Source organism: Bradyrhizobium sp. SZCCHNRI20481 (assembly GCF_032485055.1).
GTDB lineage: Bacteria > Pseudomonadota > Alphaproteobacteria > Rhizobiales > Xanthobacteraceae > Bradyrhizobium.
The window spans coordinates 190740-204365 of record NZ_JAUEUE010000008.1 but is presented as its reverse complement, the minus strand read 5'-3'; the positions used below and the strand labels follow the sequence as shown (position 1 = coordinate 204365).

Sequence of the window (13626 nt, the reverse complement as noted above, 5' to 3'; positions counted from 1 at the left end):
TGGATCGTGCCGAGCTACCGCTATCGCGCCCTGACGCAGTCCGGTGAAATCGTCGTCGGATCTCTCGACGCGCCGTCGCGCGGCGAGGTCGAGCGGCGCATCTCCTATCTGCAGCTGCTGCCGATCGAAACCGTCGAGGAGACGAAGGAGCGGACGGGCGGTGCGTCCGGACTTTCCTTCGGCGCTCCGTCCGCGGCCGAGGTGACCACGTTCACGCGCGATCTGGCCCTGCTGCTGAAGGCCGGCGCGCGACTCGACGACGCGCTCGATCTGTTGTCCGGCGATTCCGACATCGGCCGCCTGCGTCCCGTGGTGGCGCGGCTGCGCGCGGCGATCATGGCCGGTGAAAGCTTCGCCGACGCGGCGGCTGCCCAGCCGCAGCTGTTCTCGCCGATGTATGTCGCGCTGATGCGCGTCGGGGAGGCGTCGGGAACGCTCGATCATGTGCTGACCGCGCTGGCCGGCGAACGCGAGCGTTCGGAGGCGACGCGCCGCAAATTGACCGACGCGATGCAGTATCCCGCCTTCGTGTTCCTCGCGGCGATCGGCGTAATGCTGTTCTTTCTCGTGGCCGTGCTGCCGAACTTCTCCGCCGTGCTGCGCGACTTCGGTGGCCGTGCCGATACCGCGCTCGGCTTCTTCATGACGATGTCGGATCTGCTGCGCGCCAATGCAGCTGCGATCACGCTCGGCTGTGCGGCGCTGCTTGCGGCAGGCTGGTGGCTGTTGCGTCAGCCCGCGGTTCGCGCCGGCCTGACCAGTGTGCTGGCGGTGACGCCCGGCATCGGCAGCCTCTTGCTGTTCTATCGGACCAGCCTGTTCTGTCGCAATCTCGGCCTGCTGCTCGGCTGCGGCGTCAATCTGAGCGCTGCACTGCGCATCCTCGTTGACGTGATGGCGGTGACGTCGTCGCGCGCGCCATGGTCGGCGGCGGCGGATCGCGTCCGTCACGGTGGCAAGCTGTCCCAGGCGCTGTCGGCCGACAACACACTGCCGCCGATGGCGCTGCGCATGCTGCGGCTCGGCGAGGAGACCGGCCAACTGCCGACGCTGTCGACCCGGATCGCAGAATTCTACGAAGCCAAGCTGCAGCGGGGACTCGACCGTGTCGTCGGCATCGTCGGTCCCGCCGCCATTCTGCTCATCAGCGTGGTGGTCGGTGGCCTGATCGTCTCGATCATGACGGCCCTGCTTTCGGTGACGCAACTGGTCGGCTGACCGACATCAAGGAGAGCGACATGAGATCGGATACGCAGATCGAGCCGTCCACGAGGGCCGGGCGCGAACACGAGCGCGGCTTCACGCTGGTCGAGATGCTGGTCGTGATCACGATCATCGGGCTGATCATGGGGCTGATCGGTCCGCGCGTTCTGAACTATCTCAGCGAATCCAAGACCAAGGCAGCGCGGATCCAGTTGCAGAGCTTTTCGGCGGCGCTCGACCTGTTCTATCTCGATGCCGGCCGCTACCCCTCGACCTCGGAAGGCCTCGGTGCGTTGGCGCAACGGCCGGCCGGACTGAGCACCTGGAACGGTCCTTATCTCAAAGGCGGGGCCGTGCCGAAAGATCCGTGGAACACGGCCTACGTCTACCGCGCACCGGGCGATCACGGCCCGTATGACATCCTGTCCTACGGCGCCGATGGCCAGGAGGGCGGCAGCGGGACGGCGGCGGACATCGTCCTGGGAACGCAGACGAGCGCGCGCGGTGAGTGACGACGGCCAGCGCGGCTTTACGCTGCTCGAGATGGTCTGTGTGCTCGCGATCGTCGCGCTGCTGGCGTCCGTCGCGCTGCCTTACCTGCCGCGGCAGACGTCGCGGCCGCGGCTGCAGGCCTATGCGCTGCAGGCCGCGACACTCCTGAAGTCGGATCGTGCCTCGTCGATGCGGACCGGCACGCGCGTCGACACCGAGATCGACACGTCGCGCCGCCTGATCCGCTCCGGCAGCGGCGCGGCTGCGCTGAAGCTACCCGACGATGTCGCGTTTCTGGCAACGTTGCCGCGCAGCTGCCAGCATCGGCCGGTGCTGGCGACGATCAGCTTCTTTCCTGACGGACTGTCCTGCGGAGGAGCGATCACATTGTCGCGCGCCGATCTGAGCCTGGAGATCAGGGTGAACTGGCTGACGGGGAGAATCGACATTGTCTCGCGCGCGCTCGCCAATGGTTGAGACCGCTGATCGCAGCGAAGCCGGCTTCACGCTGATCGAGGTGCTCGTCGCCCTCGCCATCGTCAGTGTGTCGATCATCGCCATCGGCGCCGTGGTGTCGCGCAACGCGGCCAGTGTTCGCAAGCTCGAGCAGCATGTCACCCTCGTCACCGACATGAGGCTGGCGCTGGCCACATTGCTGGCCGATCGCGGCCGGCTGCAGCCGGGCAGCACCGATCAGCGCTCCGGGTCCGGCGCGGTGGTGCTGCAGGTCAGGCCGCTCGGCGGTGATTGGAATGAACCGGCCGGACAGACCGGGTGGATTCCGGAGGCGGTGACCTTGCGCGTCAAGACCGGCTCGGGCGCCATGGCCGATGTGCAGACGGTCCGCCTCGCGCGAGGAGCGCGCTGATGATCCTCCGATCCGATCGGCCGCAACAGCAGGGCTTCGCGCTGATCGAAGCGCTCGGCGCGCTCGCGATTGCCGGCATCGTCTTGTCGGCGCTGGCCGCAGTGACGTCGCAATGGCTGCCGGCGTGGAAGCGTGGCCTGGATCGCGTGCAGCGCGCGGAGATGGTGGCCGCTGCGCTGCGGCGGGTCGGCGATGATTTCGCCGCCGCGCAGTTTGTTTCGGCCAATCGCGCGCAGAAGGGGCCGTTGTTCGTGGGTGACGAGGTCTCGGCGACGTTCGTACGCGCCGAGCTCGGCCCCAATGCAGGACATGGTCTCGATGTCGTGCGCATCGGTGAGGAAGGGAGCAGGGGCGAGCGCGCTCTGCGGCGATCGCGTGCCGCGTTCGATCTGGTGTCGGTCGGCCAGCCAGTGACCGAGCATTTCCGGTTCGGCGATCCCGTGGTGCTGTTGTCTGCGCCGTTCCGCATGTCGTTCGCCTATGCCGACAGGACGATGGCATGGACGACGGAGTGGCGCGATGCGACCAGGCTGCCGTCCGCCGTTCGCATGACGGTGCACGACGACAGCCGCGGCGGCGCCGCGGTTCTCGTCAGCGCTGTCCGTATTCAGGTCGATGCGCCGGGCGGCGGCTTTGCCGATACGGGAACGGGCGGCACCGCAAACCAGCCGGCCGCGGCCGAGCCGCCGCAACCAAACAAGAGCGAGCCGATCGATTGATGCCGGCCCCTTCCGTCACCAGAGGGTCTGCCGACGGGCGCGGCGTGCAGGATGGCTTCATCCTCATCGCGGCGCTGTGGATTCTTGCGGCTCTGGCGGCCCTCGTCGTGGTCGTCTCGCAGCAATTGGGAAGCTCGGCGCGATTGCTGCGGCTCGAAGACGAGGCGGTCGAGGCCGATGCGCTGATCTCGGCGGCCATCGAACTCTCGGCCTATCGTCTGCTGCTGTCCAAGGACGAGGAGCGGCCGAGACAGGGCGGTTTCCGGCTGGCGCTTGCAGGCAACGACATTGCGGTCTCGTTTGTCAACGAAGCGGCGTGGATCGATCTCAACACCGCGTCGGAGGACATGCTCGAAAATCTCTTCGTCACGTTGGGCGTCGACCGGGACGCTGCCAAGGATCATGCCGAGCGGGTGGTTGCTTGGCGCTCCAAGCCATCCGATGCAGCCAAGGTGCAGGCGGAGGAGGCGCGCTATGCGGCGGCCGGTCTCAAGCGTGTCCCGCGCCTGGCGCCGTTCGCGCATGTCGGCGAGCTGCCGCTCGTCCTCGGCATTCCCGCATCGCTCGTCGATCGGGTCCTTCCGTTGGTGACCGTCTTCAACGGCTCTCCCGGAATCGATCCGACGATCGCGGCGCCGGAAGTCGTTGCCGCATTGCCGGGAATGACGCCACTGATCTTGAAGGATTTCCTCAACGCGCGGGCGTCGCTGTCACAGGATGCCGATACGCTCGCCAAGGCACTGGGCCCCGCTGCGAAGGATGCCGCCAAGGGCAAGAGCAAGGCTTACCGGCTACGCATCGTCGTCGGTCCGGCGGGCGGGCTTCGTCATGCGGCGACGGCGGTGATCGTTCCCGGCGAAGGCGAGGAGCCTTATCGGCTGCTGGCGCGCCAGGACGAGGAGCCGCAACCGAGGGGAGCGCTCCAGGCGCGGAGAATGCCATGAAGCTGACCGAAGCGATCGAGCGCGGACTGACGGTGTGGACGGCGAGCGTCGCCGCAGCGATCGAGGCCGTAGCCGATCGGCAGCTCAGACGTCCGCGAGTCCTGATCCGCTACGATCAGTCAGAAACCGTCGTCATGACGGTGCAGGCGCCGCCGAAGGCGAAACCGACGCTGGCGCTGGCAAGGGTGAATCCGGCCGCGGGCGCAGCGCAGGTCGGGCTCTCGCCGGAGTGGCTGCGAACGCTGCGCGGCGCCGCGCTGGAGATTCATCTTGCCGCCGAGAGCGTCCTGATCCGCCCCCTCGACTATCCGAAGCAGGCCGAGCCGTTTCTCGACGGCATGATCCGGACCCAGATCGGCAGGCTGACGCCGTGGAATCTCGAACAGGTCCTCTACGGTTACAGCGCCCCACGCACTGCCAACGACCGGATCGCACTAACGCTCGCGGCGACGCCGCGGGCTCTGGTCCAGCCCTTGCTCGCCTTGGCCGATCAGGTTGGCGCCGCAAAGCTCGTCATCACGACCGACGTCGGCTCAGGCTCACCCGATGCCGCCCCCATCCAGATCTTCAAGACGTCGCTGCGCTCGTCGTTCGTCGGCGGCTGCGATCTCGGGCGCGTGCTCAAGCTCGGCTGGCTGTCGGTGGCTGCGACCACGGCGATGCTGCTGATCACGACGACATTGATCGGCGGATATGTGGATGGTGAGCTCGATGACGCCCAGGCGCAGGTCGCGCGGCTTCGCGCCGCCTTGCGGCCCGCGATGGGCGCCACCGCCGCCGACGGGCTGCTCGCCAAGCGCAAGCAGACCAGCCCCGCCAGCGTCATCGTCCTCGACACGCTGTCGAAAATTCTGCCCGACGGGACGTATGTCGTCGAGATGCATATCGAGAACGATCGGCTGCAGATCTCCGGCCTGACCCAGGATGCGCCCGCGCTGATTGGGCTGATCGAGCAATCGCCGCAGTTCAGCCGCGCCACCTTCTACGCGCCGACGACGCGCACCGCCGGGGAAGCGGGCGAGCGCTTCCATATCGAGGCGCGCATCAACGCCTATTTCGGAGACCGGGCATGAACTGGTCGACATCGCTGCGCCGAATCTTCGTGAACTCGCCGGCCGCTTCTGCGATCCTCTATGCGTTGACCATCGTCGCGCTGCTCTGGCTTGGTGCTGCAGCGGTCGTCGATCTCGTCGCCAAGCGCGACCAGCTCAACGACGCCAACGCGCAGCTGTCGCAGTTTTCCGGACGCAAACGGCCGGCCGGCAGTTCGGTCGCGGGCAGCGCGACGGCTCCGGGCGGATCGGTGTTCGTCGAAGGACGAACGGTCACCATCGCGGGCGCGGCGCTGGTGCAGCGCCTCACGGAGGCGATCAGCAAGGTCGGCGGCAGCGTGCTGTCGACCCAGGTCGAACTGCCGGCGGCGCGCGCCACCGCCAACGCCAACCTGATCAGCGTCGTCGCCAGCTGCGAGCTCGAGCAGCCGGCGCTGCAGCAGCTGCTCTATGACCTCGAAGCCGGATTGCCGTTTCTCTTCGTCGATCAACTGCACGTGCAGCAGCCGCTGGCGGCTGCTGCCGGCGGCGTGGGGCGGCTGACGGTGCTGGTCACCGTGTCGGGCCAATGGCAAGGAAAAACGTGATGCGATCGTTCGTCGGCCCAGGTCTCGTCACCGTTGCTACCGTGTGCACTCTTATAGCTTCGCTCGGCCGGGCGTGCGGCGAGACGGCGGATGGTCTCGAACCTGCTTCGCCCGTCCAGGCCGCGCCATTCGATTCCAACCGGCCGGCCGCTGCTGCCAGCGTGCAAGTCCCGGCTGGCACGAGCGCCAATCCGCTGTGGGGGGTTCCCATCAGCGCTCTCTCGGCGACGCGCGACCGTCCGATCTTCTCGGCCTCGCGCCGGCCGCCGCTGGTTGCCGCACCCGTCATGGTGATGCGCGCGCCGCCGCCTCCGCCGCCGAGAGAGCCGGAACGACCAAACCTGCAACTCGTGGGCACGGTCATCGGGGATGAGGAGAGCTTCGGCATCTTCGTCGATGCCTCGTCGCAGGCATCGCTGCGCTTGCGGGTCGGCGCCTCGCATGAGGGATGGGTGCTGCAGTCGCTGCGACCGCGCGAGGCCTCGCTGCTGAAGGCACTGGAGACAGTCACCTTGCAGATGCCGCAGCTCGGCACGACGGCAAACAGCGACGTGCAGGCGGCGCCTATGACCCCGCCCATGCCACCGGGCGGACGCGAGCGGATGGCGCGGCGCGCGCGATGAGGATATCGTCCCACGGTATTCAGAAGGTCACGATCAACTCACTGCTGCTGGCTTGCAGGACGAGCACGGCAAGCAGGCCGAGGACGAGGAACGGACCGAACGGCAGTGCCGTCTGGGCTGTCAGCCGGCGGCCCGCGAAGGGGAGCGCGAGCGCCGCGGCGAGTGCCGTCGTCGTGGCAACGAGCAGCAGGATCGGCAGACTCGGCAGGCCGGCCCAGAGCGTTGCAGCCATCAGAAACTTGACGTCGCCGAGGCCCAGCCCGTGGCGGCCGCGGGCCATCACGTAGAGTCGGCGCAGCAGCAACAGGGCCAAGCCGACGGCAAGGGCCGCAGCGACGGTCCATAGGGCCTCGGGCAGATCGACGAGCGTCGCGGTTCTCAGAAAGCCGCTGGCGGCGACCAGCGCATTCATCCAGTCCGGCAGCAGACCGCTGCGCAGATCCGTCCAGATCAGGCCGGCGCAGGTCAGGAGCAACACGAGGATGGAGAGGATGTTGATGGCGTTCGTCACGCGATGTGGGGACTAGCGGTGTCAGATCGCCTGAGCATAGGCGGCTCAGGATGCGAGCGATAGTCCCGCCATCATCAGGCCAATCGCGGCGACCCAGCCGCCGACCGCGCGCACGGCGATCCCGCGCCAGCTCGACAGCGGCTCGGTGTCGGGACGCCTGAAGCTGAGCGCGAGCGCCATCACGAGGGTGATGGTGGCGTAGCCCGCACCGGCGAGCCCGGCGGCGTAGAGGAGGCGGTCGGTCTGCGGCACGAGCTCGCCGGCGTTCGCGGCGCCGCGCATCACACCGAGCACGAATGCAACCACGCTCAGTAGTACCACAGGAATGCGCAAGGCCGTTGCCAGCAGCAGCCCGAGAATGAGAATGGTCGCGGCATCGACGAACGGGGACACTGCCGTCACGCCCGAGCCGGCGGCGAGCGCAAGCCCCGCCCACAGACCGAGCGGAAACACCACGACCAGCCAGCGTCCGCTCGCCGCGCCGAGCGAGCCGGCCAGCAATCCGAGCGCGACCCAGACCACGACGTCCTGCAGGGTGAGCAGCGGATGCAGGGCACCGGCGTAGAAGTCGCCGAGCCGGGCCGATACGATGTGGGCATCGGCGATCTGCGCTTGCGTCAGCAGCAGCACCGATGCGAGCAGCGCAGTCCGGCGGAACGTGCTCATGCAGCGACTCCCAGGCTGGAGACCAGGAAGTAGCCGCCGAGCGCGGCGATGGCTGCCCCGACGCCCTGGATGATCCGCTCTCCGCCCGGCCAGCGCGCGAGCGCGCCGATGGTGATGCCGCAGGCGTGGAGAAGGCCGGTCGCGACCACGAAGCCGCAGCCATAGGCCAGGGGATTCGCCGCCGTCGGAAGCTCGACGCCGTGGGCATGACCGTGGAAAATGGCGAAGATCGCAACGATGACGGCCGCAGTCGCGAACGGGACACGGATGCGCAGCGCGACCGCAAGCCCGAGGACCAGCGCCGAGAGCGCGATGATGAGCTCCGGGACGGGCAACCCGATCTTGAGGATTCCCAGGACGGCACCGAACGCCATCACCAGCGGGAAGACGACCGGCAGGATCCAGATCGCAGCGCCGCCGAGCTGCGCGCCCCAGATGCCGACTGCAACCATCGCGACCAGGTGATCCAGCCCCGTCAAGGGATGCAGCAGGCCGCTGGCCAGCCCGCCGCCGACGCCCGTCTGCTCGTGGGCAAGGCTCGGATTCGCTGTCAGCAGCGAGAGCAGCGCCGCACCCAACACGGCGTGCAGGAGTTTGCGCGCGATCATGTTCGTCCCATTCGTCATCATGCGGCCGCCAGAACCCGCACCAGACGGCCCAGGAACCAGAACATCGACACTGAGCCGATCGCATAGGCCGGCAGCTCGGCGCCCCATCGCGGCAGCGCCGCGCCGAGGCGGCGATGCGCCCAGATCAGCGCCAGCACCAGCAGCACGAACAGGATCTGTCCGATCTCGACGCCGACATTGAAGAAGAGCAGCGCCGCAGGCAGGATCCGCCGCTCGAGCCCGAGCCCGGCCAGCGCGCTGGCGAAGCCGATGCCGTGCACGAGACCGAAGCTGAAGGCGACGGCCCATGGATAGCGGGCGGTCAGCCCGGTCTCGCCGCACTGCTGTTTGACGATCTCGACGCCGACGAACACGATGCTGAGCGCGATGCAGGCATTGAGCGGCCCCTCGGCAACGCCGATCCATCCGAACGCCGTTGCGGCGAGCGAGGCGCTGTGGCCGATCGTGAAGGCCGTGATCGTCTTGAGCAGGCGCCAGCCGCCCTGGACGATCCAGATCAGCCCGAGCACGAACAGCAGGTGATCGGCGCCGAGCAGGATGTGGTCGATGCCGAGATTGACATAGGTCTTCGCAAGCTCGAGCCAGGTCTCGAGCGTCGGCGCGTCGGTGCCGAGCACCGTCACGACCGGATTGGCCGCCGAGATCGTGTAGCTGCGCGTCTCTCCAGCCAGGGACGTCACACGGATGATGGCTGCCGACATGTCCTCGCCGAGATTGGCGATCGTCATCTGTCCGACGAGGCCCTTGTCGCCGCAATTCAGCTCCGGCAGGCGCAGGTAGCAATGCGGGGGCATCTTGAGATCGATGCGGTTGACGCCATCCTTCGGCAAGGTCGTCCATCGCCCGATATAGACGCCGGAGCGCATCTCGCGAAACTCGAGCACGGCGATCGTCGCCTGATGCGCAGCCGCCGGCCGCCCAGGCAGCAGCGCCGCGAGCGCGAGCACGATGGCGAGCAGGGCGCGCGCGCCGGTCACGGCTCGTACCTGATCGTGTAGTTGGCCTTGAGCCGGCTCACCGCCTCCCAGGCCCGCTTCCGCGTCTCTTCGGTGTGCCAGATCTTGGCCGCCTCGGCGCGAATGTCCTCGAGTTTTGCCGGAGCGCCCGGCGTCCGGGCGTCGAGACGAACCACGTGCCACCCGTCCTTCGACTGCAGCAAGGTCCATTCCTGGAGGGGCGCCTTGAGCAGGCCGTCGCTGAAGCCGTCGCCGAAGCCGGTGGCCAGGCTCGGCACCGGTCGGTCGAGAACCGCGCGCGTCTGATCGCGCAGCTCCTCGGATTCGCGCTGCTCGCGAATGTCGTCCAGGTAGCGCCGCGCCGTCGCTTCGTCGCTGGGTGGCGTCATGAGGAAGCTCACACGCTCGGGCTCGTCGAACCGGGCATGATTGTCGGCGAACCAGGCGCGCAACTGCTCCTCGCTCGGCTGTGGCACGCGCACCTGATCGAAGATCAGATATTGCAGCTTGAACGCGACTCGGTCGCGGATCATCTCGTCGCCGCGGTCGACGCCGAGCATCTTGCCTTCGCGATAGAGGATTTCGCTGGCGACCCAGGCCTCGACCATCTTCTGCAGCTCGGCCTCGCTCGGGGTCCGCTGCTTGTCCTCGTCGAACGTGTCGACGAAGGACTGGCGCAGTGCCTTGGTCACGGTGATGACCTTCTCGTCCTTCGCCGGCGGGTGGATGATGGCATCGGCCGCAAAGATCAGGCCACCGAGAACAAGGAAGTGCAGGAGTGGCTCCCTGCTGAGCCCGCGCAGGGCGGTCACGGATGATGATCGCGCAGGGGAAGAGCTGTTGCCATCTTGCTGATTGGAGCGTGCAGAGGCGCTCTCGAAGGTCTGCGCCGCATTCGACATGGCAGGGGCTGACATACGTTCTTTACAACTCGGACCGCGCTCGTTGCGCGGCGCGTATATGCAACGGCACACTTGCCGTTGTCACCGGGCAAACGTCAGTGTCACAAAAATTTCGCAACGACTGCGGACCGCGATGTTCGTGGGGAAGGCACCGGCAAAAATAAATCCTTCAACAAACTGTCTCCGAGTTTTGGTTTGTTCGCGCCGCGAATGATAACGGCGCATCGGTCGCGTTGTCATCTCGGTTTGGAGATCGATCGAATTCTTTAGGGGCGACGATAATGGTTCCATCTACCAAGACAATCCTGCTGACAGCGGCCTCGGTCTCGCTGGCCCTGTCACAGAGCGCCGACGCTGGGGAGCGTTGGGGGGAAACGAGCAAGAACAGTCCGTATGTCGCCGGCGACATGCACAACCACAACACCTGCACCGACGGTTCGGTTGCAGCCGGCTATGCGATCGACCGCTCGGTCGGCAAGGGCACCGCGGCGGCTGGCGGCACCAATTTCGATCTCGACTGGTTCACGCTCGGCAACCACGGCGGTTCGGGCAACCGCGATTGCCGCTTCAGCGATGCGAGCGCCAACATCCCGGGCGACAATACGACGACGTATTGGAGCCAGACGCTCGGCAAGACCATCGACGGCATCACGATCACCAGCCTGAAGGGCACGCCGAACGGCACCGGCACCAGCGCCAAGATGTGGCGCTGGCAGTCGATCAAGGAGATCGAGTATCCGACCATCGTCAATCGCACCGCGACCTACAACAAGGTGCTGGTCGAGGGCCTGGAGTGGATCCTGCCCGGCCACGAGCATGGCGACGTGGCGGTGATCGCCGGCCAGAACCCGCGCGGCTACGGCAATGCCGACAAGATGGCCGAGTTCGAATATCGCTTCGACCGCGGGGACACCGACGCGATCGGTCCGGTCGATGCCAGCAACAACCCGGTCTGGGCCGGCAAGGACAATGTCAACAATTCCGGCACGGCCGGCCACCAGAAGGCCGTTGCCGGCATCGCCTGGCTGCAGGCGAACCACCCGCTGCAATCCTATGTGGTGCCGACCCATACCGAGCGGCAGGGACCGTTCAACCCGAACGGCTCGGCCGGCTACAACATCGAGCACTTCCGTGACTTCAACAATGCCGGCCCGACGGTCGCGTTCGGCATCGAAGCCCCGGGTCACATGGCCGAGGGCGGCGTGAACGGCGGCTCGGGCTCCTATGGCTCAGGCGCAGTCGGGGGCGGCACCTACGGCATGCAGGGCGTCTACACCGCCAAGGTCGGCGGGCTGTGGGATGGTCTGCTCGGCGAAGGCCGCAACTTCTTCCTGTTCCAGAGCTCGGACTGGCACAGCCGCGGCGTCTATGGCGCGCGCGATCCCGGCACGACAGCGGACTTCATCCCCGGCGAGTACACCAGGCTCTACGTGCCGAACGAGCGGCGTTTCTCCCAGCAGTCCATCATCGACGGCATGCGTTCGGGCAACTCTTATTCGGTCAACGCCCACATCATCGACTCCGACATGGAGTTCCGTGCGAAGGGTGAGTGGGACGACGACTGGAAGACGATGGGCGAGACGCTGGTCGTGCGTCCCGGCGAGAAGGTCACGCTCGAGATGGAGATGACCGTTCCGGCCTCCAACAACAGCCCGTACAGCTTCAACAATCCGCTGCTGCTGCCGGTCGGCATCAAGCAGCCGTTGAACAAGCCCTATCTCGACCACGTCGATCTGATTACCGGCGACATCACCGGTCCGATCGCGCCGGGCGCCCCGGGCTATGCGGTGGCCAATGCCAAGGGTGTCGATGGTGCGGCCATCGTCTACAACCCGTCGGCCAAGATCGCGAAGCAGATCCAGGCGACCAAGATGCGGAGCCGCAAGCTGCGCGACGGTTCGACCCGCCTCAGCTTCACGACCACCTTCATCGCCGGCCAGACACCGTTCTACATCCGCGCCCGCGGCACCAACATTCCGCCGGCCACGCCGAACGTGTCCGACAGCGCCGGCAATCCGCTCCTCGATGCCAGCAACGCCACCGTCAGTTGCACGGATCCGGCATGTCCGTCGCACCTCGGCACGGTCGGCGGCGTGAAGAAGGTGACCAACGACGTGCAGGCCTGGTCGAACGTCTGGTTCTATGCGAACCCGATCTTCGTCCGTCCGTACGATGCGCCCAAGCTGCTGGTGGAGAAGAACAAGGAGCTGGCGCGAAAGCTGGCCCACGACCATCACCACTGGCACGACTGGGATCATTGGGGCCATTGGGGCCACTGGGGTCGCTGGGCCTTCAACCGCGACTGATTGATCGGCATTGATCCGGCGGGACGATATCGTCCCGCCGGATCCTGCTCACTCCGAGCGCCGGCTTGCGAACCGGCGCTTCGTCTTTGCAACTTGTTTTGCCCTGGGGTTTGTCGACGTGATGCCTCGCTTGTCCGCCGTGATTCTCGCCGTCCTGGCCCTCACGACCGTCGTCGCATCGGCTCATGACGAGGAGCCGACGCAGGAGGCCTGCGACGCCGCGGTGGCCGAGGCACGTGCGCAGGCGGCGACCTTGCCGGCGGACGACGTCTCGCGCTATTTCGCCGAGCGGGACATTCAGCAGGCGCTGGTCGAGGCCGGCAATGGCGAGTTCGATGATTGTGTCGAGAAGGCCGAGCGGGCCGTGCTGGAAGTGCGCGACCGGCCCCACAGCCTGAAGCCCGGCGAGCGGCTCAACATTCTTCGTGCCGACGAAATGCCGACGCGCTGACGGGCGCGCGCCGCGTCTCCACTCTCGTCATCCGGCTGTCATGCAAGTCGGCAATTTGTCTGTCCTGTTGCGGCGCGTGCAAGGCCTTGAGACATGGACCAGATCGAAGCTCTTTTCCCGATACCGTTGTTGCGTTCGCCCGGGCTCTTGAGCGCCGAGCTCAAGGACGCGGCGGTGGCAGCCATCCGCAATTCGAAGATCGAGAACAATCTGCGGTCCGGACAGCTGTTCCACACCGAGGTCGCCGATCCCCGCGCCAACAATCTGTTTCAGACCATCGCCGAACTCGCCGTGCCCAAGCTAGTCGATTTCGGCGAGCTGCTGTTCGGCGAGAAGCTGCGCTGGACGGTCAAGGAGATGTGGACGAACATGCTGGAGACCGGCGGCAACCAGACCCTGCACGCCCACGCCAACAGCTTCATCTCGGGCATCTTCTATCTGACGCCGTCGCATCCCGGCAGCCGCACCGTATTCGTGCGGCCGCCCGGTGGCAGCGATTTCTCGTTCCGCCATCACACGCGCAGCGCCGCAGTCGGCCCGTTCAATGCCGGCAAATACGTGCTGCCCGAGGCGGAGCCGGGCGATCTCGTGCTGTTCCCGAGCTATCTCTATCACGAGGTGCCGCGCAATCAGGGCGATCAGCGCATCACGATCGCCTTCAACGCGATTCCTGATCATCTGGACTGCTGGGGCTACCGCGTCAGCTTCTCGTCCTGA

At 66.7% G+C, this 13626-nt stretch carries 17 protein-coding genes; 12 read left to right on the top strand and 5 right to left on the bottom strand.

Features of this window, described 5'->3' with window-relative positions:
* Positions 1-6 precede the first annotated feature (6 nt).
* From QX132_RS15475 to QX132_RS15435, 9 genes are read left to right on the top strand one after another with little or no spacing between them, the layout of a single operon-like run.
* Positions 7-1218: a type II secretion system F family protein gene (locus QX132_RS15475; RefSeq protein ID WP_315739561.1), complete on the top strand. Its 1212-nt coding sequence runs from the start codon at positions 7-9 to the stop codon at positions 1216-1218.
* A 20-nt stretch (positions 1219-1238) separates the two neighbouring features.
* Positions 1239-1715 (top strand): type II secretion system major pseudopilin GspG, encoded by a 477-nt coding sequence (gspG, locus tag QX132_RS15470; protein WP_316161787.1) that lies wholly within the window; start codon positions 1239-1241, stop codon positions 1713-1715.
* The gene (locus tag QX132_RS15465; RefSeq protein WP_315717469.1) at positions 1708-2172 is read left to right on the top strand and encodes a prepilin-type N-terminal cleavage/methylation domain-containing protein; all 465 of its coding nucleotides are present in this window, start codon (positions 1708-1710) and stop codon (positions 2170-2172) included. Before gspG ends, QX132_RS15465 begins: the two co-directional genes overlap by 8 nt.
* Positions 2165-2563 carry a type II secretion system protein gene (locus tag QX132_RS15460; protein ID WP_315739564.1) on the top strand — a complete coding sequence of 133 codons (399 nt, stop codon included), beginning with the start codon at positions 2165-2167 and terminating at the stop codon, positions 2561-2563. The genes QX132_RS15465 and QX132_RS15460 overlap by 8 nt, the downstream gene beginning before the upstream one ends.
* Positions 2563-3282, top strand: coding sequence for a type II secretion system protein (locus tag QX132_RS15455; RefSeq protein WP_316161786.1), 720 nt, complete (start codon positions 2563-2565; stop codon positions 3280-3282). The genes QX132_RS15460 and QX132_RS15455 overlap by 1 nt, the downstream gene beginning before the upstream one ends.
* Entirely contained in the window at positions 3282-4226 is a 945-nt protein-coding gene (locus QX132_RS15450) for a type II secretion system protein GspK (RefSeq protein WP_316161785.1), read from the top strand. The genes QX132_RS15455 and QX132_RS15450 overlap by 1 nt, the downstream gene beginning before the upstream one ends.
* Positions 4223-5299: a PilN domain-containing protein gene (locus QX132_RS15445; protein ID WP_316161783.1), complete on the top strand. Its 1077-nt coding sequence runs from the start codon at positions 4223-4225 to the stop codon at positions 5297-5299. The genes QX132_RS15450 and QX132_RS15445 overlap by 4 nt, the downstream gene beginning before the upstream one ends.
* Positions 5296-5865, top strand: a complete 570-nt coding sequence (gene gspM / locus QX132_RS15440) for a type II secretion system protein GspM (RefSeq protein ID WP_316161781.1) — start codon at positions 5296-5298, stop codon at positions 5863-5865. Before QX132_RS15445 ends, gspM begins: the two co-directional genes overlap by 4 nt.
* Positions 5865-6488: a hypothetical protein gene (locus QX132_RS15435; protein WP_316161779.1), complete on the top strand. Its 624-nt coding sequence runs from the start codon at positions 5865-5867 to the stop codon at positions 6486-6488. The genes gspM and QX132_RS15435 overlap by 1 nt, the downstream gene beginning before the upstream one ends.
* A 19-nt stretch (positions 6489-6507) precedes the next feature.
* Here the strand turns inward: QX132_RS15435 and QX132_RS15430 are convergent, their stop codons facing one another.
* The 5 genes from QX132_RS15430 to QX132_RS15410 are packed head-to-tail and all read right to left on the bottom strand — an operon-like array spanning position 6508 to position 10152.
* The gene (locus QX132_RS15430) at positions 6508-6999 is read right to left on the bottom strand and encodes an A24 family peptidase (RefSeq protein WP_316161778.1); all 492 of its coding nucleotides are present in this window, start codon (positions 6997-6999) and stop codon (positions 6508-6510) included.
* Between the two features lie 45 nt (positions 7000-7044).
* Positions 7045-7665 carry a HupE/UreJ family protein gene (locus QX132_RS15425; RefSeq protein WP_316161776.1) on the bottom strand — a complete coding sequence of 207 codons (621 nt, stop codon included), beginning with the start codon at positions 7663-7665 and terminating at the stop codon, positions 7045-7047.
* On the bottom strand, positions 7662-8273 hold the full coding sequence (locus QX132_RS15420) for a HupE/UreJ family protein (RefSeq protein ID WP_316161774.1): 612 nt from the start codon (positions 8271-8273) through the stop codon (positions 7662-7664). Before QX132_RS15420 ends, QX132_RS15425 begins: the two co-directional genes overlap by 4 nt.
* Before the next feature lie 17 nt (positions 8274-8290).
* Positions 8291-9271 (bottom strand): HupE/UreJ family protein, encoded by a 981-nt coding sequence (locus tag QX132_RS15415; protein WP_316161773.1) that lies wholly within the window; start codon positions 9269-9271, stop codon positions 8291-8293.
* The gene (locus QX132_RS15410; RefSeq protein WP_316161869.1) at positions 9268-10152 is read right to left on the bottom strand and encodes a peptidylprolyl isomerase; all 885 of its coding nucleotides are present in this window, start codon (positions 10150-10152) and stop codon (positions 9268-9270) included. Before QX132_RS15410 ends, QX132_RS15415 begins: the two co-directional genes overlap by 4 nt.
* Before the next feature lie 281 nt (positions 10153-10433).
* Between QX132_RS15410 and QX132_RS15405 the strand changes: the two genes are divergently transcribed.
* From QX132_RS15405 to QX132_RS15395, 3 genes are all read left to right on the top strand, one after another.
* Positions 10434-12458 (top strand): hypothetical protein, encoded by a 2025-nt coding sequence (locus QX132_RS15405; RefSeq protein WP_316161771.1) that lies wholly within the window; start codon positions 10434-10436, stop codon positions 12456-12458.
* 121 nt (positions 12459-12579) lie between these two features.
* Positions 12580-12909 carry a hypothetical protein gene (locus tag QX132_RS15400; protein ID WP_315739579.1) on the top strand — a complete coding sequence of 110 codons (330 nt, stop codon included), beginning with the start codon at positions 12580-12582 and terminating at the stop codon, positions 12907-12909.
* A 129-nt stretch (positions 12910-13038) separates the two neighbouring features.
* A complete protein-coding gene (locus tag QX132_RS15395) occupies positions 13039-13626 on the top strand; it encodes a 2OG-Fe(II) oxygenase family protein (RefSeq protein WP_315776940.1) in 588 nt (195 codons plus the stop codon).

Bases quoted from the DNA above. Each gene is read 5' to 3' on its own strand.
- QX132_RS15425 (WP_316161776.1), bottom strand. From the start codon at position 7,665: ATGAGCACGTTCCGCCGGACTGCGCTGCTCGCATCGGTGCTGCTGCTG.
- QX132_RS15435 (WP_316161779.1), top strand. From the start codon at position 5,865: ATGCGATCGTTCGTCGGCCCAGGTCTCGTCACCGTTGCTACCGTGTGC.
- QX132_RS15450 (WP_316161785.1), top strand. From the start codon at position 3,282: ATGCCGGCCCCTTCCGTCACCAGAGGGTCTGCCGACGGGCGCGGCGTG.
- QX132_RS15405 (WP_316161771.1), top strand. From the start codon at position 10,434: ATGGTTCCATCTACCAAGACAATCCTGCTGACAGCGGCCTCGGTCTCG.
- QX132_RS15460 (WP_315739564.1), top strand. From the start codon at position 2,165: ATGGTTGAGACCGCTGATCGCAGCGAAGCCGGCTTCACGCTGATCGAG.
- QX132_RS15400 (WP_315739579.1), top strand. From the start codon at position 12,580: ATGCCTCGCTTGTCCGCCGTGATTCTCGCCGTCCTGGCCCTCACGACC.
- gspG (WP_316161787.1), top strand. From the start codon at position 1,239: ATGAGATCGGATACGCAGATCGAGCCGTCCACGAGGGCCGGGCGCGAA.
- gspM (WP_316161781.1), top strand. From the start codon at position 5,296: ATGAACTGGTCGACATCGCTGCGCCGAATCTTCGTGAACTCGCCGGCC.
- QX132_RS15410 (WP_316161869.1), bottom strand. From the start codon at position 10,152: ATGTCGAATGCGGCGCAGACCTTCGAGAGCGCCTCTGCACGCTCCAAT.
- QX132_RS15420 (WP_316161774.1), bottom strand. From the start codon at position 8,273: ATGATCGCGCGCAAACTCCTGCACGCCGTGTTGGGTGCGGCGCTGCTC.
- QX132_RS15445 (WP_316161783.1), top strand. From the start codon at position 4,223: ATGAAGCTGACCGAAGCGATCGAGCGCGGACTGACGGTGTGGACGGCG.
- QX132_RS15455 (WP_316161786.1), top strand. From the start codon at position 2,563: ATGATCCTCCGATCCGATCGGCCGCAACAGCAGGGCTTCGCGCTGATC.